The sequence below is a fragment of the Polaromonas sp. genome (genome assembly GCF_012927455.1).
Taxonomy (GTDB): Bacteria; Pseudomonadota; Gammaproteobacteria; order Burkholderiales; family Burkholderiaceae_C; genus Polaromonas.
In genome coordinates, this window is record NZ_JABBPE010000008.1 from 430,354 (window position 1) to 453,435 (window position 23,082).

Consider the following 23,082-nt stretch of genomic DNA (forward strand, 5'->3'; position numbering starts at 1 on the left):
AACAAGGAGACTTCCGTCATGAAATTTAAAACCGTTCTCGGCCTGGCTCTGGCCGCCGCCGCGCTGGCCTTCACGGTCGCTGCACCCGCACAGACCTACAAATCCGAATACAAAATGTCGCTGGTCCTCGGCCCGGCATACCCCTGGGGCAAGGGCGGCGAAATCTGGGCCAATCTGGTGCGCGAGCGCACCCAGGGCCGCATCAACATCAAGCTCTACCCTGGCGTCTCGCTCATTCAGGGTGATCAGACGCGCGAATTCAGCGCCATCCGCCAAGGCGTGATCGACCTGGCTGTCGGCTCGACCATCAACTGGTCGCCGCAGGTGAAGGCGCTGAACCTGTTCTCGCTGCCGTTCTTGATGCCCGACTACGCCGCGATGGACGCACTGACCCAGGGTGAGGTGGGCAAGGACATTTTCAAGATCATCGACAAGGCGGGCGTGATGCCGCTGGCGTGGGGCGAAAACGGCTACCGGGAAATCAGCAATTCCAAGCTCATCATCAAGAAGCCGGAAGACCTCAAAGGCCTGAAAATCCGCGTCGTCGGCTCACCATTGTTCCTGGACACCTTTACCGCTCTCGGAGCCAACCCGACCCAGATGAGCTGGGCCGATGCACAGCCGGCCCTGGCAACCGGCGCGGTGGACGGTCAGGAAAACCCGATGGCGATTTACACCGCCGCCAAGCTTCACACCATGGCGCAGAAGTACGTCACGATGTGGGGCTACGTGTCGGACCCGCTGATCTTTGTGGCGAACAAGGACATTTGGGCTTCTTGGACGCCAGCAGACCAGGCCATCGTGAAACAGGCGGCCATGGACGCTGGCAAGCAGGAAATCGCGATTGCCCGCAAAGGCCTGGCCGAAGCCGACCGGCCGCTGCTCAAAGAGATTGCCAGCCACGGCGTCACCGTGACCCAGCTGAGCCCGCAAGAGCGCGAAGCGTTTGTCAAGGCAACACGCCCGGTGTATGAAAAATGGAAAGGCCAAATTGGCGCCAACTTGGTCAACGCGGCTGAAAAGTCGATTGCAGCGCGCAAGAAATAAGCCTTGGCGCAAACGCAAAAAAGCCCCGAATTCGGGGCTTTTTTGCGTTCGCGCCTGGCAGCACAGGGCTAGCGACGGTAGTCGCCACTGGCTTCCGGCTGAAAAAGGACCTTCAAAATTTTGCCGATGCCTGCGTGCCATTTGGGCGCGGCCCTTTATCCGCTCAATGCTGAAGAATCTTGTTTAGGAAGTCGCGCGTGCGCTCCTTGCGGTTTTCCGGGTGGCTGAAGAATTCTTCCTTGGTGCAGTCTTCCAGAATATGCCCGCCCACGTCCATGAAGATAACGCGGCTGCCGACTTTCTTGGCAAAACCCATTTCGTGCGTGACCACCATCATGGTCATGCCGTCGGTGGCAAGCCCCATCATGCACTCGAGCACCTCGCCGACCATCTCCGGGTCCAGCGCCGAGGTCGGCTCGTCGAACAGCATGGCAATCGGGTCCATGCTCAAGGCACGGGCAATCGCCACGCGCTGCTGCTGGCCGCCCGACAGCTGACCGGGGAATTTGTCCTTGTGCGCCATCAGGCCGACGCGGTCCAGATACTTCAGGCCGTGCGCTTTGGCGTCGTCGGCGCTGCGGCCCAATACCTTGATCTGCGCCAGCGTCAGGTTTTCGGTCACGCTCAAATGCGGAAACAACTCGAAATTCTGGAACACCATGCCGACATGGCTGCGCAGCTTGGGCAAATCGGTCTTGGGGTCATGCACCGCCTGGCCATTGACAAAAATCTCGCCTTTCTGGAAGGGCTCCAGCGCGTTGATGACCTTGATCAGCGTCGATTTGCCCGAGCCGGAAGGCCCGCAAACCACGACGACTTCGCCTTTTTGGATACGTGTGCTGCAGTTGCTGAGCACCTGCACGTCACCGTACCATTTGGAAACTTCTTTTAACTCAATCATTTCTTCTCCAGTGTGCGCCGTGTATTTTTGCCGTGCTTTACCAGGCGTTTTCAGGCCTTGCCAGGCAGCTTTAGCGAATGATGGCGATGCGGCTGTTCAGCCGTTTGACCATGTAGGACAGACCGAAACAAATCACAAAATAAACCACGGCCGCCAGCAGATAGGCCTCTTCGGGACGACCATAAATCTTGCCCGCAGTGGTAAAGCCTTTGAGCAGGTCGTACGCGCCAATGGCATAGACCAGCGAGGTGTCCTGAAACAGGATGATGGTCTGCGTCAGCAGCACCGGCACCATGTTGCGAAACGCCTGCGGCAAGATGATCAGCCGCATGTTCTGGCCATAGGTCATACCCAGCGCACGCCCGGCATTCACCTGGCCGCTGGAAATCGACTGAATGCCGGCGCGCATGATCTCGCTGAAATAGGCCGCTTCAAAAGCGACGAAGGTGATCGTGGCCGACAGCTCGGCGCCTATCGGCCGGCCGATGATGGTTGGCACCAGCAGGAAGAACCACAAGATCACCATGACCAGCGGAACAGAGCGCATGCCGTTGACGTAAATAGTCGCCGGCAGCACCAGCAGTTTTTGCCCCGACAGGCGCATCAGCGCGAGCAGCGTACCCAGCACGATGCCGCCTAAAGTGGCAATCACCGTGAGCTGAACACTGAAAATAAAACCGTTAATGACGAACTTGGAAAGAATCTCCCAGTTCAAAAAGGTCAGGTCGAGTCCCAGCATGTCAGTGCCCTCCGCCTGCGCTTCCGGCTACGACGTAGCCCGGAATCTGCAGTTTCTTTTCCACCAGGGCCATGATGCGGTTCACGGCAAACGCCGATACGGCATAGAGCGCCGTCACAGCGATGTAAATTTCGATGCCACGCGAGGTTTCCTCCTGCGCCTGCATGGCAAACATGGTGAGCTCGGCAATCGACACGGCAAACGCCACCGAAGAGTTCTTCAGCAGGTTCATCGATTCGCTGGTGAGCGGCGGAATGATGATGCGAAAAGCCATCGGCAAAATAACATAGCGGTAGGTTTGCGCCGTGGTAAAGCCCAGCGCCATACCGGCATAGCGCTGGCCGCGCGGCAGCGCCTGCACGCCGGCACGCACCTGCTCGGCAATCCGCGCCGACGTAAAAAACCCGAGCGCCAGCACCACCAGCACAAAGCCGGGCACTTCTTTCATGGCCGGAAACATCTTGGGCACGACGAAGTACCAGATGAAGATTTGAACCAGCAGCGGAATGTTGCGAAACAACTCTACCCAGGCATTGCCCAGGCGCACCAGCCAGGGGTGGTTCGGCAAGGTCCGGAAGGTCCCCATCACCACGCCGAACAGCATGGCCACGACCCAGGCCGAAGCCGCGACGGCTAGCGTCCAGCCCCAGGCATCAAACATCCATTGCAAATAGGTACGGCCGCTGCCGTCGTCGTTTAAAAATACCCGCCAATCCCAAGTCATCACGGCTCCAGCCAATTGTTGTTGTGTTGTTATTCCACGAGACAGTAAATGCAAAACCCCGCCAGAGCAAGAGAACCGGCGGGGTTTTTCACGTTACCGGGCCCAAATTACTTGGCGGCGTACGACTCCATCGGATTGTCGTTCGGGTTGTCCCAGGCGGCCTTGGTGCTGGCGCTCAAGGGCAGGCCGACTTTGGTGTTTTTCGGCTCAATCGGCTGCAGGAACCATTTGGTGTACAGCTTGTTCAACTCGCCCGACTTGATCAGGCCTTTGACGGTGTCGTCGGCCAGGCGCTTCAGCAGCGGGTCGTCCTTGCGGATCATGATGGCGATGGGCTCGACGCTCAACACCTCCCCCACCACCTTGAAGTCAGCCGGATTTTTGGCGGTGGCGATATTGCCCGCCAAAATGGAGCCGTCCATCACGAAAGCATCGGCACGGCCCGATTCGAGCAGCAGAAAACTGTCGGAATGGTCTTTGCCGAAAATCTCCTTGAACTCAACGCCGCTGGCGCGCTTGTTCTTGCGCAGTGTCTGCACAGAGGTGGTGCCGGTGGTGGTAGCCACCGTCTTGCCACCAAGCTGGGCCACCGAGGTAATGCCGGAATTGGCTTTGACGGCGATGCGCACTTCCTCAACGAAGGTGGTGACGACAAAGGCCACATCCTTGGCGCGGGTCGCGTTGTTGGTGGTGGAGCCGCACTCGATGTCCACAGTGCCGTTTTGCACCAGCGGAATGCGGTTTTGCGAGGTCACCGGCTGGTATTTCACTTCCAGCTTGCGGCCGGCGGACTTTTCCAGATCAGCCAGGATGCGCTGGCAAACTTCGACGTGGTAGCCGGTGTATTTACCATCGCCCAGGGTATAGGACAGCGCGCCCGAGGAGTCGCGCACGCCCATGGTCACGACACCCGAGGACTTGGCTTTGCTGAGCGTATCGGCTCCTTGGGCGAATGCACCGGTGCTTGCGAGCAGGGCGACGGACAAAGCGGCTAGCTTAAGTTTCATGGAATCTCCAGTAAAGAAAAATGAAAGTGGACAGAACTATTTTAGAGCCGGCACCTTGGCGCCCGTCTAGGTTTACCCGGCCTTTGCAACACGGCACAGACCGGGAAATCTTCACGAATCGCCAGAAAAACAGCACTTGCCGACCTTGCCAAACCTGGTGCACGCGGCAGTGGACTGAACTATACGGCAGCTACAAGCAGTCTTTATGCCAGGAAGCCAGTTATTGAGGGCGACTGCGTCATTTGCGTCTTCCTTGAACCTGCCGGGGCAACCCTCTCAAAATTGCAAGCTGCCGCACTTTAGAGTTTCAGGCTTGAAAACACCAATGCCGTTTCAGCGCAAGGCCATGCATTTTTTGTATAGCGAGCACGGGTTGCTACTTAGTCGCAGCCTGCAAGCCGCCCCGGCTGCTGGCTTTGTCGCTGGCGCTGGCAGGCGGCTGCAAGAAGGTCCAAAGCGCCTGCGCGTGGCTTTTAGCGCCTTCTTTGGAACTGGGCCGCTCCCGGTAAAGGCGCACATCCATGGTCATTTCCAGATGGCCGCCGGCGCTGACCAGTTTTTTTGCCCTGACCTCTTTCTTGACAGCGCTCAGCGGTAAAAAGGCAATGCCGTGGCCTTCCAGCGCCATCGCCTTCAAGCCCTCGGCCATGTCGGTTTCATAGACGCGGTCCAGATGAATCGGGACGCTGGACTGCTTGAGGATCAAGTCCACCATGCGCCCCAGATACGCCCCCGGCGCGTAGCCCAGATAAGGTAGCAGTTGCCCGGCCCGCCCCGGCAGGCTGAACTCCGGCTCGCCCGCGGCATTGGCCCGGGAAAACGGCGCCAGCACTTCGCGCCCCAGCGAGACCATTTCATAGCGGTCCGGGTGCAACTGGAAAGGCTGGGAATCATGATGGTAGGAAATCAAGAGGTCGCAACTGCCCTCGACCAGGCGCAGCACCGCGTCGTGCACATTGAGTGCAATCAGCCGGCTTTTGATGGGACCGAACTTCTCGCGCAGGCTGCTGACCCAAGCCGGGAAGAAGGTGAAGGCCAGCGTGTGCGGCACCGCAAACTCGATGACGTCCTGCCCGGCCGAGGCATGGCCGCGCAGCATGGCGCGGGTCGACTGCAGGCCCTGCAGCATTTCCAGCGACTGGTTGTACAGCGTCTCGCCAGCCGGCGTCAGCCGCGTCGGATACGAGCTGCGGTCAACCAGGTCGGCGCCGGCCCAGGCTTCGAGCGCTTGAATACGCCGCGAAAAGGCTGGCTGCGTGACATGTCGCAATTGGGCAGAGCGGCTGAAACTGCGGGTTTCAGCGAGCGAGACGAAATCTTCCAGCCATTTGGTTTCCATGGGCAGATTATCGACGCGAGCCTGGCGTCGGCAACGCCGCCTGGCGGGGCCGGTCGCAAAACAAAAATGCTCTGTTTTTAATAGCTGCTTGCGCCCGTCCTATATAGGCTAGACCCCTATTTCATCCTCAAATTGCTGACTCTGCTGCTGCATCGCCCACATCTCGGCGTAGCGCCCGTTGGCGGCCAACAGGGCGGCGTGGTTGCCGCGCTCGATGATGCGGCCGGCGTCCATCACCAGAATTTCGTGTGCGTCCACCACCGTTGACAGGCGGTGCGCAATCACCAAGGTGGTCTTGTTCTGGGCAGTGGTACGAAGTTCCGCCTGAATGGCGCGCTCGTTGGCCGAGTCGAGCGCCGAGGTGGCTTCGTCGAAAATCACCACAGGGGGGTTTTTCAACAGGGTACGGGCAATTGCCACGCGCTGCTTTTCACCGCCCGAAAGTTTCAGGCCGCGCTCGCCCACCATGGTCTGGTAACCCAGGGGCGTCGCTGCTATGAAATTGTGAATGTGCGCCGCGCGCGCCGCCTCTTCCACCTCGGCGTGGCTGGCGCCTGGCTGGCCGTAGGCGATGTTGTATTCAACGGTGTCGTTGAAAAGCACGGTGTCTTGCGGCACGATGCCAATCGCCTGGCGCACGCTGGACTGGGTGACCTGCTTGATGTCCTGCCCGGCAATCGTGATGCGGCCTCCTTCCTGCGGGTTACTCACGTCGTAGAAGCGAAACAACAGGCGCGCCAGCGTCGATTTGCCGGCACCCGACGAGCCCACCACCGCCACGGTTTTGCCCGGCGGAATTTCAAAACTCACGTTGTGCAGGATCGGGCGTGCCGCCTCGTAGGCAAAGCTGACGTTTTCAAAGCGCAAGGCCGGTGAACCTTCAATGCGGATAGGCTGCGCACCGGGCTCGTCGGCGATTTCGCGCTCGCGTTCCATCAGCGTGAACATCTTTTCCAGGTCGGTCAGGCTCTGCTTGATTTCGCGGTAGATCACCCCCAGAAAACCCAGCGGGATGTAGAGCTGGATCATGAAAGCGTTGACCATCACCAGGTCGCCCAGCGTCATGCGGCCATCGACCACGCCTTGCGTGGCGCGCCACAGCATGGTGACCAGCGCGATCGCGATGATTACCTGCTGCCCGGTGTTGAGCAGGCTCAGCGTGTTCTGGCTCTTGATGGCGGCCTGGCGGTAGCGCACCAAGCCCTCGTCGTAGCGCAAGGCTTCAAATTCCTCGTTGTTGAAATACTTGACGGTTTCATAATTTAAAAGCGAGTCGACGGCGCGGCTATGCGCCGAAGAATCGAGCTCGTTCATGGTCTTGCGATACTGCGTGCGCCATTCGGTCACCTTGACCGTGAAGAAGATGTAAAACACCAGCGCGATGCCGGTGATGCCGGCAAACCAGACGTCAAACTTGATAGCCAGCAGGGTCAGGACCAGCGTCACTTCGATCAGGGTCGGGACGATGCTGTAGAGCGAGTACGAGATCAGCGAGTGCACGCCGCGCGTGCCGCGCTCGATGTCGCGCGTCATGCCGCCGGTTTGCCGCTCCAGGTGAAAGCGCAGGCTGAGCGCGTGCAGATGGCGAAACACTTCAAGCGAGATGCGCCGCGCCGCGCCTTCGGTGGCCTTGGCAAATACCAGCTCGCGCAGCTCGGTGAACAGCGTGGTCGAAAGGCGCAGCAGACCGTAGGCCAGCAGCAAGGCGGCCGGCACCACCAGCATCGCCTGCGCGTCGCCGGGCTTGATGTTCATGGTGTCCACCAGATTTTTCAGCAGCAGCGGCACGCCCACGTTGGCCAGCTTGGCGCCCACCATGAAGGCCAGCGCCGCCATAACGCGCCATTTGTAATCCCACAGATAGGGAAACAGGCGTTTTAAGGTGGTCCAATCCGAGCGCTCGGGCGCCGGCGTCCGGGGCGAGGCTCCCGCCGCCGCAGCGGCTGCAGTGGGTAAAGGAAGCGAAGAATCAGCAGCGGAAGCACGGGAGCGCATGAGTCACAATCGTTGGAGTTGTTTGAATTTCTTTTCAGATTGTGCCTATGTCCCTCGAAACAAGCGCTCCCACGGACAAACCCCTGAAGGCCGACGCGGTTGCTGGCGCCGACGCGGTCACGCATGCCGTCACGGTGCAGTTGCCGACCGACAAGGAGCTGGTGCTCAAGATGATTCCGATGCCGGCCGACTGTAACGCCAACGGCGACATCTTCGGCGGCTGGGTCATGGCCCAGGTCGACCTGGCCGGTGCGGTGGTGCCGGCGCGCTATGTCGATGGCCGCATGGCGACGGTGGCGGTCAACCAGTTCGTCTTCAAGCAGCCGGTGCGGGTCGGCGACATCTTGTCGTTTTTTGCTGCCGTGACACGCCAGGGCACCACCTCGATCACGGTGCAGGTCGAGGTCTACGCCGAGCGTTTTCGCTCGCAAGGCCGCTACATCAAGGTTACTGAAGCCAGCCTGACCTATGTGGCGCTCGACGATGCGGGCAGGCCGCGCAAGATTGCGCGCCGGTAAGCTGAAATTTTATTTGTGCACGCTGACCTGAGGCTGATCAGCGATCAATCCTTGATGCGCTGCGAGACGAACTCACCCTCGTAGTCTTTAGCCAGCGACAGCTTCTCGGCCTCGGTCAATACCTTGCCCGCGAGCTGAAAAACGCTCTTCTCCTCGTCTTCCAGGTGGTGAAACACCTTGTGATGCAAGGCCTTGGCAATGGCCAGCCAGCCCGGCGAGCTGAGCTCGGTTTCCTCCAGCTGCTCGACCAGCTTGTCCATCTCGTGATGCTCAGCAATGCCATGGCGCGACGGCTCCTGCGTCGTGTCGTGCGTGATCAGCGGCACATAAAAAAACCGCTCCTCGGCCGCCGCGTGCGCTGCCAGTTCGCGCTTGAGCTCTTTGAAGAGCGAGGCCCTTTGAGGACTGTCGCCCTGGGTCTCGAGCAGCTGATTGGCCAGCGCGCGCTGGGTGTCGTGGCTAATGCGCAAAGCTTCGAAAATATTCATTAAATTATTATCCGCACGGCGCCAGCCGGCCCCTGTAGGCCAATGGCGATAGCTGTATGGGACGGTGGCTGGGACTACTGGCCGGCGCTGCGGTTGCTCCTGAATTAATAGCTACTTGCGCCCGTCCCATATGGTCTAGAGCCCTAAATTACTGTAAAAATTGTTTTAAAAGTGCAAGCACGTCGGCAGCCGGGTGTAAACGCGCTAAATTAGTGCCTATGAAAAAAGTCCTCATCCTTGGCGGTACCGGTTTTGTTGGCCGGCACCTTTGTGAAAAACTGGTCGAGGCGCAATGCAGCGTGACGGTGGTCACGCGACGGCGCGCCAACGCGCGGCACCTGCTGATGCTGCCCATGCTTGAAATCGCCGAGGCCGATGCCTACGACAGCGCTTCGCTCGCGCGCCTGCTCGCGGGTCACGACGCCGTGGTCAATCTGGTCGCCATCCTGCATGGATCGGAGGACGCCTTTGAAAAAGCCCATGTGCAGTTGCCACAGACGCTGGCACGCGCTTGCGAGACCAGCGGCGTGCGCCGCCTCGTCCATGTCAGCGCGCTGGGCGCTTCGCTGACCTCAGCATCCGGGTACCAGCGCAGCAAGGCGCGCGGCGAGGCGGTGCTAATCAGCAGCGAGCTGGACGTGACGGTGCTGCGCCCCAGTGTGATCTTTGGCGCCGGAGACAAATTCCTCAACACCTTTGCCCGGCTGCAGCAATTCTTTCCGGTCATTCCGCTGGCAGGCAGCCAGGCACGCTTTCAGCCGGTGTGGGTTGAAGACGTGGCCAGCGCACTGCTGCGCTGCCTGCAGGACAGCAGCACCATAGGCCAGATTTTTGAGATTTGCGGGCCCGAGGTGTTCACGCTCAGGCAACTGGTCGAGCTGGCTGGCCGCTGGGCCGGCGTCAACGGCGGCAGGGGCCGCACTGTGCTGGCGCTGCCCGCCCCGCTGGCGCGTCTGCAGGCGGCACTGATGGAACTGGCGCCGGGAGAGCCGCTGCTGAGCCGGGACAATCTGGACGCCATGAAAACCGACAACGTGGCCACCGGCTGGCTGCCCGGTCTAAAGGCGCTGGGCATCACGCCTGCCGCGCTGGCTGCGATTGCGCCGTCGTATCTGGGCGCGCAGGGCCTGCGTAGCGGGCTCATGGCCAAACGAAAAACCGCAGGCAGGTTTTAGCAAGGTTTCGCGGCCATCAATTTGGCGCCTTTTTTAGCTTGAATGGCGGCCCGCCAGCCCCGGCAGGATCGCAAGCCGCGTCATTCGGCCTTCCTTCCTTAGACGACAGGTACACCATGCTCAAGCTCTATATCGGGAACAAGAACTACTCTTCCTGGTCGATGCGGCCATGGGTGCTACTCAAGCAGGCCGGCATTGCTTTCGAAGAAGTGACGATTCGTTTCGATTCCTTCGACGCCGGCTCCGAATTCAGGCAAAAGACCAGCAACATCAACCCCGCAGGCAAGGTGCCGGTGCTCGATGACGAAGGCCTGCTGGTGTGGGACACGCTGGCCATTGCCGAATACTTGGCAGAACGCTTTCCTGACAAACAACTCTGGCCGCAAAACCTGCCAGCGCGGGCCAGGGCGCGCAGTGTCTGCGCCGAAATGCACAGCGGCTTTGCTGCCCTGCGCGCGGCCTGCCCGATGAACATCGAGGCCGACCTGAAAGCGGCGGGCCAACTTATCTGGCGCGACAAGCCCGCGGTGCGCGCCGATGTCGCGCGCCTCATCGCCATGTGGGGCGAGTTGCTGGCAGAACACAAGGGTCCCCTGCTTTTTGGTGCGTTCGGCATTGCCGATGCGTTTTTTGCACCGGTGTGCATGCGGCTGAAAAACTACGCCTTCCCAGTGGCGGCAGACATCAGCGCTTACATAGCCCACCTGAGTGCGCTGCCCGGCGTCAGGGCCTGGATAGACGACGCGCTGGCGGAAAACGACTTCCGTGATTTTGAGGAACCGTACCGCATCAAGCGCTGATGAGGCGCTGAGGGTTTGCGCCGCTAAACTGGCCGCATGCAAATTTACATGGTTGGTGGTGCGGTGCGCGATACCCTGCTGGGCTTGCCGGTGCAAGACCACGACTGGGTGGTGGTGGGTGCCACGCCCGAGCAGTTGATGGCCCAAGGCTACCTGGCGGTGGGCAAGGACTTTCCAGTGTTCTTGCATCCGCGAACCCGCGAGGAGTACGCGCTGGCGCGCACCGAGCGCAAGACGGCGCGCGGTTACCGCGGTTTTGTCGTGCATGCCGCGCCCGACGTGACGCTGCAGCAAGACCTGGCGCGGCGCGACCTTACTATCAATTCAATAGCTGCTCCCGCCCTTCAGAAAAGGGCTGCAGCCGTATTTGAGCCAGATTTTGAGGCGTTGATCGACCCCTACGGCGGGCAGCGCGACCTGCGCGCCAAGGTGTTGCGCCATGTCACCGAGGCTTTTCGCGAGGACCCGGTCCGCATCCTGCGGCTGGCGCGCTTTGCCGCCCGCTTCGAGGATTTTTCGGTTGCGCCCGAAACTCTGGTGCTGATGCAGGACATGGTTGCCAGTGGCGAAGTCGATGCGCTGGTGTCCGAACGGGTCTGGCAGGAGCTGGCGCGCGGCCTGATGGAAAACAAACCATCGCGCATGCTGCAAGTGCTGCGCGACTGCGGTGCGCTGCAAAGGCTGCTGCCCGAAGTTGCCGCTCTGTGGGGCGTGCCGCAGCGCGCCGAGTACCACCCCGAGATTGACACCGGCATCCATCTGATGCTGGTGCTGGACATGGCAGCGCAGCTGCAGGCGCCTTTGCCGGTGCGCTTTGCCTGCCTGGGCCACGACCTGGGCAAGGGGACGACACCGGTTGACATATTACCCAAACACATCGGTCATGAAGAGCGCAGTGCGCGCCTGCTCAAGGGGATGTGCGAGCGCCTGCGCGTGCCGGTCGATTGCCGCGAAATCGCCGACGTGGTGGCGCGCGAGCACGGCAATATTCATCGCAGCGCGGACTTCAACGCGGCGGCCGTGGTGCGCTTGCTGGAGCGCTGCGACGCGTTTCGCAAGCCGCAGCGCTTTGCCGATGTGCTGCTGGCGTGCGAATGCGATGCGCGCGGCCGCCTCGGGCTGGCGCAGTCGCCCTACCCGCAGCACCAGCGGCTGCTTGACGCGCTGCTAGCGGCCCAATCAGTGGCAACGCATAGCGTGGCGGCTGCGGCGCAGGCCGCCGGGCAGGACGGCAAACGCATTGGCGAGCTGATTCAGCAGGCGCGGGTGGCGGCCGTGGGCAGCAACCCGGGCTTTGCGGCAGCGCCACCGCAGTAACTTGCCGTGCTTTGCAGCGTTGCTTTGTTAAAAAACGATATTAGCGTTACCAGAGATACCAGCGATACCGGCCTACAGCTATTTCAGGGCGCTGCTGCTAAGGTTATTGGTGATGCAGTTATCACCCGCTCAGGCGCCATCGCCGTCCTCTTTTTTGCCGCCGGTCGGCCCCCAGACCGCGCTGTTTCTGGACTTTGACGGTACGCTGGCCGACCTGGCGCCGCAGCCGGATGCGGTGCAAGTGACTGCAGAGTTGGTTCCCACCCTGCGGCAACTGCAGGCCCAACTTGACGGCGCGCTGGCCATTGTGTCGGGGCGTCAGCTGGTGGAACTGGACGGCTTCCTCGCGCCCTTGCGGTTGACCACCGCCGCTGAACACGGTGCGCAATGCCGCTTGCCATCCGGCGAAGTGCTCCGCCTCGCCTCACCCGATTTGCGTGACGTGGCGCGACTGGCCTCGGCGCTGGCAGCGCAGCATACCGGTCTGCGCGTGGAAATCAAGACGGCGGCCGTCGCCTTGCACTACCGCCACGCACCCGAGCTTGAAGCGCAGTGCCTGCCAGTCATGCTGGAAGCGGCTGGCAGCGCGCCCGGCCTGGAATTGCTGCGCGGCAAATGTGTCTTTGAGGTCAAGCCGGTGGGCGTCAGCAAGGGCACGGCCATTGCTGCCTTCATGGCGCAGCCGCCCTTTGCTGGCCGCCTGCCGCTGTTCGCGGGGGATGACGTGACCGACGAAGCGGGATTTTCAGCCGTTCAGTTGCTGGGCGGTCAGAGCATCAAGATTGGCGAGGGCGCCACGCTGGCTCACTACCGCTGCGCGACGCCAGCGGCTTTCCGGCAATGGCTGCAGGCGGCCAGCCAGAACTACAGCACCCTTCCCGACAGACTATCCGAAGAACAAAACCCACCGATGCGGAAGATCAAGCCATGACGGTAGCAGCCGACTCTGTGCACTTCGCGCCACCGGCGGAGCCGTCGCTGGCCATGGGGGTGATTGGCAACTGTGCCTTCAGTGCATTGATTGATGCGCGCGGGCGCATTGTCTGGTGCTGCCTGCCGCGCTTTGACGGGGATCCGGTGTTCAACGCGCTGCTTGAGCCCAGTAGCGACAAGGACGACCGTGACACGTCCCAATCGAGCGCCTTCGCCATCGAGATCGAGGATTTCGCGCATTCCAAGCAGTGGTACGAGCCCAATACCGCCGTGCTGCGCACCCAGCTGTTTGACAAAAGCGGCCAAGCCGTGGAGATCACCGACTTCGCACCGCGTTTTTACAGCCGCTCACGGTTTTTCAGGCCCATGACGCTGGTGCGGCGGGTTCGCAATATCCACGGCGCGCCGCGTATCCGGGTCTCGCTGGACATCCGTTTTGACTGGGGCAGGCGCCAGCCATTGATCACGCAGGGCAGTAACCACCTGCGCTATGTCGGCGATGCGCTGACGCTGCGGCTGAACACCGACGCGCCGCTGTCGCACCTGCTGTCCCGTCAGCCTTTTGTGCTGACCCGCGAGTACAACTTTTTACTGGGCGCCGACGAGTCGCTGGCCGACGGCATCGCCGACACGGCGCGACTGTTTGAACAGGAGACCGTCAGCTACTGGCGCAAATGGAGTCAGCGCCTGCATATTCCGCTGGAGTGGCAGGCCGCGGTGATACGCGCCGCCATCACGCTCAAGCTGTCGCTGTTTGAAGACACTGGCGCCATCGTGGCGGCTATGACCACCAGCATCCCGGAAGCACCAGGCAGCCAGCGCAACTGGGACTACCGCTTTTGCTGGCTGCGCGATGCCTTTTTTGTGGTGCGGGCGCTCAACAGCCTGTCCGAGGTCGGCACCCTGGAAGACTACCTGCGCTGGCTCAGCAACGTCGTGGTGCAGGCCAAGGGCGGGCACATCCAGCCGCTATACGGCATTGGCCTGGAGCGCGAACTGCCCGAAGCGGTGATGGCCCATTTGAGCGGTTACCGGGGTATGGGGCCGGTGCGCGTCGGCAATCAGGCGCAAGAGCATTTTCAACATGACGTGTATGGCAATGTGGTACTGGGCGCGGCACAGGCATTTCATGACCACCGTCTGCTGCACCGCGCCGGGCTGGCCGAATTCAAACGGCTGGAAGAAGTCGGCGAACAGGCGGCGCGCACTTACGACAAACCCGATGCCGGCATGTGGGAGTTGCGCACTCGCGCCCGCGTGCACACCTCGTCGGCACTGATGTGCTGGGCGGCGTGCGACCGGCTCGGCAAAATCGCGCGGACGCTCAAGCTTCCCGAGCGCGCGGCCTACTGGCAGGACCATGCGCAGCGCATGCAGGAGCGCATCTTGCGTGAAGCCTGGAGCGAAGAGCGTCAGGCTTTTACCGAGAGTTTTGGCGGACTCGGTCTGGATGCCAGCGTGCTGCTGATGATTGAGGTTGGCTTCATCGATCCGAAAGACCCGCGCTTCATCGCCACGGTGGATGCGCTGGAAACTCATTTGTGCGACGGCCCCTACATGCGCCGCTACGAGGCCCCCGACGATTTCGGCAAACCCGAAACCGCCTTCAACATCTGCACCTTCTGGCGCATTGATGCGCTGGCGCGCATTGGCCGCAAGGAACAAGCGCGCGAGATTTTCGAGACCATGCTGGGCGTGCGCAATCATCTCGGACTGCTCTCAGAAGACACGCACCCAGTCACAGGCGAGATGTGGGGCAACTTTCCGCAAACCTACTCCATGGTGGGCATCATCAACGCAGCGGTGCGCCTGTCCGCGCCATGGGAGTCGCAGGTATGACACTCAAAAGTAGTAACCGTCAGCGCAGTACGATACGGCGCGGAGTGACCGGCGGTGAGACGGCGAACGAAGCGCCGGGCCGCCCCAAGCGAAGTTCAGCCCCCTCGGGGGGCAGCGCAGTACGCGCAGCGACAAGCGTGGGGGTCACGTCCCGATGAAACGGCTCGTCGTGGTATCCAACCGCGTGGCCGACCCCCGCAAGCCGGCCGCCGGCGGTCTGGCCGTGGCGCTGGGCGATTCGCTCAACGCCACGGGCGGCCTCTGGTTTGGCTGGAGTGGCAACGTCATCGAAGGCGGCAAGCCCGGAGAAGGCGAACTGCATGTCCACCAGGCAGGCAGCGTGAAACTGGCCACTGTCGATTTATCGGCCGAGGACCATGAGGGCTATTACCTGGGCTATAGCAACGGCGTGCTCTGGCCGGTGTTTCACTACCGGCTCGATCTGGCGCGCTTTGACGCCGGCCACATCAGCGCCTACCGCCGCGTCAACCAGCTGTTTGCGCGCCAGCTGATGACGCTGCTCAAGTCCGACGACATCATCTGGGTGCACGACTACCACCTGATTCCGCTGGCGTCCGAACTGCGCGACTTGGGCTGCAAGAACCGCATCGGATTTTTCCTGCATATTCCCTTGCCGCCGCAGCAGCTGCTGGCGGCCATTCCGCAACACGAATGGCTGATGCGTGCGCTCTTTGCCTATGACCTGGTGGGGTTTCAAAGCGAGGCCGACCTGCTGAACCTGACTCGCTACGTGGAAGCCGAGGCCGGCGCCGAAGACCTGGGCGGTCACCGCTTTCGCGCCTTCAACCGCACCGTGCGGGCTGGCGCTTTCCCGATCGGTATTGACGTGGATGAATTCGCGGCGCTGACGCACGCCAAAGAGGCGAGCGACACTTACGAACGCATGAAAGAGGAATACTCGCGCCGCCAGCTGCTGCTGGGGGTCGAGCGTCTGGACTACTCAAAAGGCCTGCCGCAGCGCCTGCGGGCGTTTGCATCGCTGCTGAAAAAATACCCGGAAAATCTGCGCAGCGCCACGCTGATCCAGATCGCCTCACCGAGCCGCGAAGATATGGGGACCTACACCGCTTTGCTGCAGGAACTTGAGAGCTTGAGCGGCGCCATCAACGGCAACTTTGGCGAACTTGACTGGATGCCTATCCGCTATATCCACCGCAACGTGGCGCGCAAACGCCTGCCCGGGCTCTACCGCGTGGCGCGGGTGGCGCTGGTCACCCCGCTGCGCGACGGCATGAACCTGGTAGCCAAGGAATTTATTGCGGCACAAGACCCGGCCGATCCGGGCGTGCTGGTGCTGTCGCGCTTTGCCGGCGCCGCCGAGCAGCTCAAAGAGGCCTTGCTGGTCAACCCTTACGACAGCGATGGCATGGCCGACACCATACAGCGGGCGCTGCAGATGCCGCGGGAGGAGCGGCAGTCGCGGCATCAGAAGCTGCTGAGAAATATCCGCGAGCAGGATGTGCACTGGTGGCGCGAGACGTTTCTGCAGGCGCTGAGCGAAGCCGGCGCCAATTAGTTGGTGTGGTGCGCTGGGCGTTAAGCCCTGAGGCGCGGACGCGCAGCAACGCAGCGTCAGGAAACGATGTAAGCCGCCGCCGCCGTGGAAAACAGCTTGCCGTCGGCGCCCAAGAACTCCATGCGCGTGCTTGCCACCCGCGAGCCGAGGCGCAACACTTCGGCGCGCAGCTCGAAGTACTCGCTGATGCCTGGCCGCAGATAGTCCACCCGCAGGTCAATCGTTCCGAGCTTGGAAAAACGGTGCAACCGCTGCTCGGGCGCCTCGTCCATATGGCGCGCACCGATGGCGGCCATCACGGCCAGGCCGCCCATGGCGTCGAGCCCGGCACTGATCACGCCGCCGTGAATGCGGTTGTAGGCGAAGTGGCCTATCAATTCGTGCCGCATGTCGATTCGCCCCGTCACCCGGTCCGCCCGCAGCGAGGTGATCTTCAGGCCGAGCAGCTGGTTGAAGACAATTTTTTCTTCAAAGATTTTCTTCAGACCGGTGACGAACTCCTCTTCAAATTCAAGGACGGGCGGCACGAGGGGGTGATGGGTCAAAGCTTGGGTCATGAGATTGATTGTCAGGCCTTGCGCTTGCATTATTTTTTAGCCAGTTTGCTGCACCGTAAATTGCCAGGAAGGCCACGACAGCCCGCTGCGCCCGCGCCGCGCGCGCAGCGTTCCCGTGGAGTTGATTTTTTTGCTTTTGATATTGCTGTTGCTGTAGGTGCTGACCCGATAGGCGCACAACGACGCGCTACCCCCCGCCCCGGATGGAGGCCACCCGCACCAATCCTGCGGCGCCGTTCACGTCGAAACCAGCCCAAACCTACTGCAGCTGTAATGGCACTCCCAGTGCTACCCAGTCCGCGCGCGCTCCAGCAGCAGCTCGCGCTCGCGCGCGTTGCGGGTCAGCGCCGCGGCGCGCTTAAACTCTGCCCGCGCCTCGTCCTTGCGCCCCAGCTTGCTGAGCAGGTCGCCTCGCACACTGGGCAGCCACTGGTAGCTTTGCATGGCGCGCTCATCGCGCAGCGCGTCGACAATCGCCAGCCCGGCCGCCGGGCCGAAGGCCATGGCGACAGCAACTCCACGATTGAGTTCCACCACGGGCGAAGGCGCGGTCTGCGCAAGGGCGTCATACAGCGCTGCAATACGCATCCAGTCGGTCTGCGCCGCCGTGCTGGCCCGCGCGTGACAGGCGGCGATGGCGGCCTGCAGCGCATAGCGGCCCAGTGGCTGGCCGAGCGCGCCAGCCAGCGCCTCGGCACGCGCAAGTGCCAGCAAGCCGCGCCGGATCAGCAGATGGTCCCAGCGGGCGCGCTCTTGCTCCAGCAACAACACCGGGCGGCCAGTCGCGTCAACGCGGGCGGCGGCACGCGAGCTTTGCAATTCGATCAGCGCGACCAGGCCTAGCGCTTCCGGCTGTTCGGGCGCCAGTTCGGCCAGCATACGGCCCAGGCGCAGCGCCTCGCCGGTGAGCGCCGGGCGCATCCAGTCCTCACCTGCGGTGGCGGTGTAGCCTTCGTTGAAGACCAGGTAAACCACTTCCAGCACCGATGCCAGCCGCTCACCAAGGGCTGCCGCGCGCGGCACCTCAAACGGCACGCGCGCCTCGCTCAGCGTGCGTTTGGCGCGCACGATGCGCTGTGCGATGGTCGGCTCGGGCACCAAAAAAGCGCGGGCAATCTCGTGGGTACTCAGGCCGCCCAGCAGTTTCAGGGTCAGCGCAACCCGCGCCTCGATCGAGAGCACCGGGTGGCAGGCGGTGAAGATCAGCCGCAGCAAGTCGTCGCCGATATCGTCCTGGCGTGCGGCATCGAGTGCATCGACAAAGTCAGGCGTTATCAGCGCTTCCTGCACGTCGAGCTCATGGCCCAGCTGTTCGAGCTTGCGGTCCAGCAGCTTGTTGCGGCGCAGGCGGTCGAGCGCGCGGTTCTTCGCGGTGGCCATCAGCCAGGCGCCCGGGTTGTCCGGCACGCCTGCCGTCGGCCAATGCTCCAGCGCCGCCACCAGTGCGTCCTGCGCCAGCTCTTCGGCCAGCCCGATGTCGCGCACCAGGTGCGCCACGCCGGCAACGATCTTCGCCGACTCGATGCGCCAGACTGCGGCGATCGCCTGATGGGTGGCCGAATGCATCAGGGCCTGCCCACACTCAGGCCGGCACAGTTGGCGTAGGCGGCACGGCCGCCATGTCCATGTACGCCAGCTCCCAGATATGGCCGTCGAGGTCTTCAAAGCCATGGCCGTACATGAAGCCGTGGTCTTGCGGCGCATTGGGTACCGTGGCGCCGGCGGCGAGTGCCTTCTTCACCAGCGCATCGACCTCGGCGCGGCTCTCGCACGACAGGCACACCAGCACTTCGGTGCTTTTGCTGGCGTCGCTGATGGCTTTTTTGGTGAAGGTCTGGAAAAAAGGTTCGACCAGAAGCATCACAAAGATGTCGTCAGCGACCACCATGCAGGCGCCCTGCTCGTTGGTGAACTGCGGATTGAAGGAGAAGCCCAGGGCGCTGAAGAAGGCCTTGGCGCGTTCCATGTTTTTAATGGGAAGGTTGACGAATATTTTGCGGCTCATGATGGGCTCCTGTGGTTTATTTCTGACTGGGCGTGTTCATTTCGCGAAAGCGATCAACCTGCTCGTTCGGCGTGAAGTCGGCCAGCTCATAAAGCTGCCGCACTTCGATGACGGCAGGCTGCCCGACACCTGCCGGGTTGGGAAAGCGGCGCGACCATTGCAGCGCTTCTTCGCGCGAGCGCACCTGGATGGTCGTGAAGCGGGCGATCAGCTCCTTGCTTTCGGCAAAAGGGCCGTCAACCACCGTGCGCTTGCCGCCTTTTTCATAGTGAATGCGCCAACCCTTGCGGCTGGGCTGCAGCCCGCTGGCGTCAAGCAGCACGCCAGCTTTGGACAGCTCTTCGTGGAAATCGGCCATCGCGGCCATCAGCTTTTCGTCCGGCGTCTGCGGCGCGGTCTCAAGCTCGAACTCGGGCGTGGATTTGACGATGATCATGAATCGCATATCGCTTCTCCTGTTGGTTGATCGGTCGCCAACAAGCTGGCGTCCACTCACACGACGAACGGGCCGCTGCAATATCGACAAACTCGGGACAAACTCCAGCGTAAGCAAAAATCCTGATTCGAGCCATCAGGCGCCGTAACAGGGCCCGAGTGCGCGCACCTCGACCGTGCACCACTGGGCCGCCGGACACTGCGCCGCTATGGCTACGGCTTCTTCGCGCGTTTCGCAATCGACCAGGAAAAACCCGCCGACCATTTCCTTGGCCTCGGCGAACGGGCCATCAAGCACCTGAGGGCGCCCGCCGCGCACCTGTACGCGGGCGGCGACGGCGTGGGAACTGAGGGACTCGACGGCGCGCAACAGGCCGCGCGCCTTCAGGTCGTCGGCGAAGCCCAGCATGCTGGCGTAGGCCGCATGGCCTTCGGCTTCGCTGCGCGAGTGCCGCTGGTCGGTGGGCTCAAGAATCAACAGCATGTAAGGCATGGGAACTCCTTAATCGACAAAAAAGTCCGGAATGAAATCTTTCGTGCCCGGCGTCACCGAATATTTGTCCAGATCGGTCACACCATGCGCGGCCAGCAGCAAGTCGTCCATGTAAAAGTTGCCGGTGTCGCCACCAGCGCTGGTCAGGATCAGATAGGCCGCGTCGGACAGGATCTCGGGTTTGCGGCACAGCGCCACGTCGACGCCGGGAATCATCTGCAGCGCGGCGGTGGCAATCGCGGTGCGCGGCCACAGGCTGTTGACGGCGATACCGCATTTTTTGAACTCGGCGGCATGTCCCAGCGTGCACATGCTCATGCCGTACTTGGCCATGGTGTAGGCGGTGTGGTTTTCGAACCAGTGCGGCTTCATCGACAACGGCGGCGACATATTAAGCACCTGCGGATTGCGCCCGGCCAGCGCGGCCTTCTTCAGCTCGGCCAGGCAGGCCTGGGTGCACAGGTAGGTGCCGCGCGCGTTGATGCCGTTCATCAGGTCGTAACGCTTCATGGGCGTGTTCTCGGTGTCCGTCAGGCTGATGGCGCTGGCGTTGTTGACCAGCATGTCGATGCCGCCAAACCGTTGTACCGCCTGCGCCACCGCCGCCAGCACGGCGTCTTCGTCGCGGATGTCCACTGCCAGCGGCAGGGCCTGGCCGCCGGCGGCCTGCACTTCCTCGGCGGCGCTGTAAATTGTGCCTGGCAGTTTGGGCGTCGCCTCAGTGGTCTTGGCGAGAATTACGATGTTGGCGCCGTCAGCGGCCGCGCGCCGGGCAATCGCCAGGCCAATGCCGCGCGAAGCGCCAGTGATGAAAAGGGTTTTTCCTTTCAGGCTCATGTCGGTCTCCTGTTCAGTTTGCTATGCTTTTAATAGCTGCTTGCGCAAGTACCTATTGGGCTAGAGGCATATTTGATCACCAAAAAAGACTTGCAACCCGCTCCAACTAGCCCCAGCAGCTCTGACGAGAAAAGGCAACAATCCGCCCTTAAAAGCGGGAAAAATCCGGACGCCGCTTTTCCATGAAGGCAGTGAAGGCTTCGCGGGCGGCCGGCTCCTGCAGCATGCGGCCAAAGCTGACACCCTCTTCGGCCATGCGCTCGGCGACCATGCCGGCGTTGCCTTTTTTCATTAAACGCTTGGTTTCCATCAACGCGCCCAGCGGCTTGGCCGCCAGCTTGAGCGCCTGCCCCTGCGCCAATGCATTGACTTCAAGAGGCGGCACGATCCGGTTGATCAGGCCCAGTTCCAACGCGGTCTCAGCGCTGAAGGGTTCGCCCAGCAGCAGCGCTTCGGCAGCGCGCGGGTAGCCCATCAGCTGCGGCAGCAGAAAGCTGGACGCCGCCTCGGGGCACAGGCCCAGGTTGACAAAGGGCAGCGAAAACGCCGCGTTGTCGCCCGCATAGACCAGGTCACAGTGCAGCAGCAGCGTGGTACCAATACCGACCGCCGGGCCGCTCACCGCAGCCACGATGACCTTGGGAAAGCTGCTGATGCCGCGCAGAAAGCGAAACACCGGAGCGTCCGCCGTGGACGGCGGCTTGTTGAGAAAATCTCCGATGTCGTTGCCTGCCGAAAAAATGCTTTCATGGCCCTGGATCACCACCACGCGGACCGCAGCGTCGTGATTGGCGTTCTCCAGCGCGTCAGCCATGGCGCCGTACATGGCGGCGGTGATGGAGTTTTTCCTGGCCACGCGGTTGATCGTGAGGGTCATCACGCCGGCTTCAACGTGGGTGAGGATTTCTGCAGCGGTGCTGGAGGAAGAGGTAGGGGCAGATGCGCTCATGATGGTTTCAGTGTTGAAAAGCCGAGTTTAAGCAAGTTTGGCGGTCGCGCAAGGCCATAAAAAACCTGGGCTTTGTAGGGTTTGTCAGCAAACCTGCCCTCATCCCCGAATTGAAAACACCAGCCTCAAGGGCGTAGCGAGCGGGATGAGATGCAAGGCGGACGGAGCGGTCCCACCGGAATCTACTTCGGGACCATGCGGAGGGGGGCACCGGACCAACGCAGCAGATCGCTCGCTCGGTAGCCAGTTAAACCCGTTCGAAGATTCCGGCGGCCCCCTGGCCCATGCCCACACACATCGTCACCATGCCGTACTTCAGCTGGTGGCGCTGCAGCGCATGAATCACCGTGGCCGCGCGAATCGCCCCGGTGGCGCCCAGCGGATGGCCCAGTGCAATCGCGCCGCCCATCGGGTTGACCTTGGCCGGGTCCAGCCCCAGCGTGTTGATGACGGCCAGCGACTGCGCCGCAAAGGCTTCGTTCAGCTCGAACCAGTCGATGTCGTTTTGCGTCAAGCCGGCAAAGCGCAGCGCCGCCGGAATCGCTTCAATCGGGCCGATGCCCATGATGTGCGGCGGCACGCCCTTGGCGGCGTAGCTGACAAAGCGCGCCAGCGGCTTCAAGCCAAACTCCTTCACCGCCTTTTCGCTGGCCAGGATCAAGGCGCCCGCGCCGTCAGACGTTTGCGAGCTGTTGCCGGCCGTGACCGATCCGCGCGCCGCAAATGGCGTTTTCAGTTTGGCCAGCCCTTCGAGCGTGGTGTCGGGCCGCGCGCCTTCGTCAAGACTCACGGTACGCGTGGTGGCGATGACTTCGCCAGTTTCCAGATTGGCCGAGCGGTCGGTCACTTTGACCGGCGTGATCTCGGCGCTGAATTCGCCGGCCTGCTGCGCCTTGAGCGCCTTCATGTGCGACTCGTAGGCAAACTGGTCCTGCGCCTCGCGCGAGACTTTCCACTGCTGCGCCACCTTCTCGGCCGTCAGGCCCATGCCGTAGGCAATGCCGATGTTTTCGTCGTTGGCAAACATGGCGGGCGACAGCGACGGCGAGTTGCCCGACATCGGCACCATGCTCATGCTTTCAGTGCCGGCGGCAATCATCACATCGGCCTCACCGACGCGAATCCGGTCGGCCGCCATCTGAATGGCTGACAGACCCGAGGCGCAAAAGCGGTTGACGGTGATGCCGCCCACGCTGGTCGGCAGGCCGGCCAGCACCGCGCCTATGCGCGCAATATTCAGGCCCTGCGGACCTTCGGGAATCGCGCAGCCGCAGATGATGTCTTCAATCGCTTTTGGGTCCAGCGTTGGCACTTGGGCCAGGGCCGCCTGCAGCGCCCTGACCAGCAGGTCGTCGGGACGGGTATTGCGGAAAAACCCCCGGTGCGAGCGCCCAATGGGCGTGCGTGTGGCGGCAACGATATAGGCTTCCTGGACTTGTTTGGCCAT

At 62.0% G+C, this 23,082-nt stretch carries 23 protein-coding genes; 8 read left to right on the forward strand and 15 right to left on the reverse strand.

From position 1 onward, the window contains the following. Positions 1-18 precede the first annotated feature (18 nt). On the forward strand, positions 19-1,047 hold the full coding sequence (locus HHJ18_RS10550; RefSeq protein ID WP_296914913.1) for a DctP family TRAP transporter solute-binding subunit: 1,029 nt from the start codon (positions 19-21) through the stop codon (positions 1,045-1,047). A gap of 163 nt (positions 1,048-1,210) precedes the next feature. Here the strand turns inward: HHJ18_RS10550 and HHJ18_RS10555 are convergent, their stop codons facing one another. From HHJ18_RS10555 to HHJ18_RS10580, 6 genes are all read right to left on the reverse strand, one after another. Beyond that, the gene (locus HHJ18_RS10555; RefSeq protein ID WP_296914917.1) at positions 1,211-1,948 is read right to left on the reverse strand and encodes an amino acid ABC transporter ATP-binding protein; all 738 of its coding nucleotides are present in this window, start codon (positions 1,946-1,948) and stop codon (positions 1,211-1,213) included. 70 nt (positions 1,949-2,018) lie between these two features. Further along, positions 2,019-2,687: an amino acid ABC transporter permease gene (locus HHJ18_RS10560; RefSeq protein ID WP_296914920.1), complete on the reverse strand. Its 669-nt coding sequence runs from the start codon at positions 2,685-2,687 to the stop codon at positions 2,019-2,021. A gap of 1 nt (position 2,688) precedes the next feature. Next, positions 2,689-3,411, reverse strand: coding sequence for an amino acid ABC transporter permease (locus tag HHJ18_RS10565; RefSeq protein WP_296914923.1), 723 nt, complete (start codon positions 3,409-3,411; stop codon positions 2,689-2,691). Between the two features lie 107 nt (positions 3,412-3,518). After that, on the reverse strand, positions 3,519-4,418 hold the full coding sequence (locus tag HHJ18_RS10570) for an amino acid ABC transporter substrate-binding protein (RefSeq protein ID WP_296914926.1): 900 nt from the start codon (positions 4,416-4,418) through the stop codon (positions 3,519-3,521). A gap of 376 nt (positions 4,419-4,794) precedes the next feature. After that, entirely contained in the window at positions 4,795-5,757 is a 963-nt protein-coding gene (locus tag HHJ18_RS10575) for a LysR substrate-binding domain-containing protein (RefSeq protein WP_296914927.1), read from the reverse strand. 108 nt (positions 5,758-5,865) lie between these two features. After that, positions 5,866-7,752 (reverse strand): ABC transporter ATP-binding protein/permease, encoded by a 1,887-nt coding sequence (locus HHJ18_RS10580; protein ID WP_296914929.1) that lies wholly within the window; start codon positions 7,750-7,752, stop codon positions 5,866-5,868. A gap of 170 nt (positions 7,753-7,922) precedes the next feature. Between HHJ18_RS10580 and HHJ18_RS10585 the strand changes: the two genes are divergently transcribed. Next, the gene (locus HHJ18_RS10585; protein ID WP_296915200.1) at positions 7,923-8,270 is read left to right on the forward strand and encodes an acyl-CoA thioesterase; all 348 of its coding nucleotides are present in this window, start codon (positions 7,923-7,925) and stop codon (positions 8,268-8,270) included. 44 nt (positions 8,271-8,314) lie between these two features. On the opposite strand, the gene HHJ18_RS10590 is transcribed toward HHJ18_RS10585, so the two are convergent. Further along, positions 8,315-8,758: a hemerythrin domain-containing protein gene (locus HHJ18_RS10590; protein WP_296914940.1), complete on the reverse strand. Its 444-nt coding sequence runs from the start codon at positions 8,756-8,758 to the stop codon at positions 8,315-8,317. A 218-nt stretch (positions 8,759-8,976) separates the two neighbouring features. Between HHJ18_RS10590 and HHJ18_RS10595 the strand changes: the two genes are divergently transcribed. The 6 genes from HHJ18_RS10595 (at position 8,977) to otsA (ending at position 16,359) form a co-directional block, all read left to right on the forward strand. Then, positions 8,977-9,933, forward strand: coding sequence for a complex I NDUFA9 subunit family protein (locus tag HHJ18_RS10595; protein WP_296914942.1), 957 nt, complete (start codon positions 8,977-8,979; stop codon positions 9,931-9,933). Between the two features lie 116 nt (positions 9,934-10,049). Beyond that, positions 10,050-10,733 carry a glutathione S-transferase family protein gene (locus HHJ18_RS10600; protein ID WP_296914944.1) on the forward strand — a complete coding sequence of 228 codons (684 nt, stop codon included), beginning with the start codon at positions 10,050-10,052 and terminating at the stop codon, positions 10,731-10,733. Between the two features lie 36 nt (positions 10,734-10,769). Beyond that, positions 10,770-12,050 carry a multifunctional CCA addition/repair protein gene (locus tag HHJ18_RS10605; protein ID WP_296914946.1) on the forward strand — a complete coding sequence of 427 codons (1,281 nt, stop codon included), beginning with the start codon at positions 10,770-10,772 and terminating at the stop codon, positions 12,048-12,050. 112 nt (positions 12,051-12,162) lie between these two features. Then, positions 12,163-12,981 carry a trehalose-phosphatase gene (gene otsB, locus HHJ18_RS10610; protein ID WP_296914948.1) on the forward strand — a complete coding sequence of 273 codons (819 nt, stop codon included), beginning with the start codon at positions 12,163-12,165 and terminating at the stop codon, positions 12,979-12,981. Further along, positions 12,978-14,822, forward strand: coding sequence for a glycoside hydrolase family 15 protein (locus tag HHJ18_RS10615; RefSeq protein ID WP_296914951.1), 1,845 nt, complete (start codon positions 12,978-12,980; stop codon positions 14,820-14,822). Before otsB ends, HHJ18_RS10615 begins: the two co-directional genes overlap by 4 nt. A gap of 154 nt (positions 14,823-14,976) precedes the next feature. Then, on the forward strand, positions 14,977-16,359 hold the full coding sequence (gene otsA / locus HHJ18_RS10620) for an alpha,alpha-trehalose-phosphate synthase (UDP-forming) (RefSeq protein ID WP_296914953.1): 1,383 nt from the start codon (positions 14,977-14,979) through the stop codon (positions 16,357-16,359). A 56-nt stretch (positions 16,360-16,415) separates the two neighbouring features. Here otsA and HHJ18_RS10625 read toward each other — a convergent pair whose 3' ends face one another. The 8 genes from HHJ18_RS10625 to HHJ18_RS10660 all read right to left on the reverse strand — a co-directional run bounded on the left by HHJ18_RS10625 (position 16,416) and on the right by HHJ18_RS10660 (position 23,082). Beyond that, entirely contained in the window at positions 16,416-16,916 is a 501-nt protein-coding gene (locus HHJ18_RS10625) for a thioesterase family protein (RefSeq protein ID WP_296914955.1), read from the reverse strand. 288 nt (positions 16,917-17,204) lie between these two features. Further along, positions 17,205-18,482, reverse strand: coding sequence for an RNA polymerase sigma factor (locus HHJ18_RS10630; RefSeq protein WP_296914957.1), 1,278 nt, complete (start codon positions 18,480-18,482; stop codon positions 17,205-17,207). A 16-nt stretch (positions 18,483-18,498) separates the two neighbouring features. Next, positions 18,499-18,921: a VOC family protein gene (locus HHJ18_RS10635; protein WP_296914959.1), complete on the reverse strand. Its 423-nt coding sequence runs from the start codon at positions 18,919-18,921 to the stop codon at positions 18,499-18,501. A gap of 16 nt (positions 18,922-18,937) precedes the next feature. Next, positions 18,938-19,366: a YciI family protein gene (locus tag HHJ18_RS10640; RefSeq protein WP_296914960.1), complete on the reverse strand. Its 429-nt coding sequence runs from the start codon at positions 19,364-19,366 to the stop codon at positions 18,938-18,940. Between the two features lie 126 nt (positions 19,367-19,492). Beyond that, positions 19,493-19,849 carry a YciI family protein gene (locus HHJ18_RS10645; RefSeq protein ID WP_296914962.1) on the reverse strand — a complete coding sequence of 119 codons (357 nt, stop codon included), beginning with the start codon at positions 19,847-19,849 and terminating at the stop codon, positions 19,493-19,495. 9 nt (positions 19,850-19,858) lie between these two features. Continuing rightward, the gene (locus HHJ18_RS10650) at positions 19,859-20,686 is read right to left on the reverse strand and encodes an NAD(P)-dependent oxidoreductase (protein WP_296914964.1); all 828 of its coding nucleotides are present in this window, start codon (positions 20,684-20,686) and stop codon (positions 19,859-19,861) included. Between the two features lie 148 nt (positions 20,687-20,834). After that, positions 20,835-21,635, reverse strand: a complete 801-nt coding sequence (locus tag HHJ18_RS10655) for an enoyl-CoA hydratase (RefSeq protein WP_296914966.1) — start codon at positions 21,633-21,635, stop codon at positions 20,835-20,837. Positions 21,636-21,882: 247 nt separating this feature from the next. Beyond that, positions 21,883-23,082, reverse strand: coding sequence for an acetyl-CoA C-acyltransferase (locus tag HHJ18_RS10660; protein ID WP_296914968.1), 1,200 nt, complete (start codon positions 23,080-23,082; stop codon positions 21,883-21,885).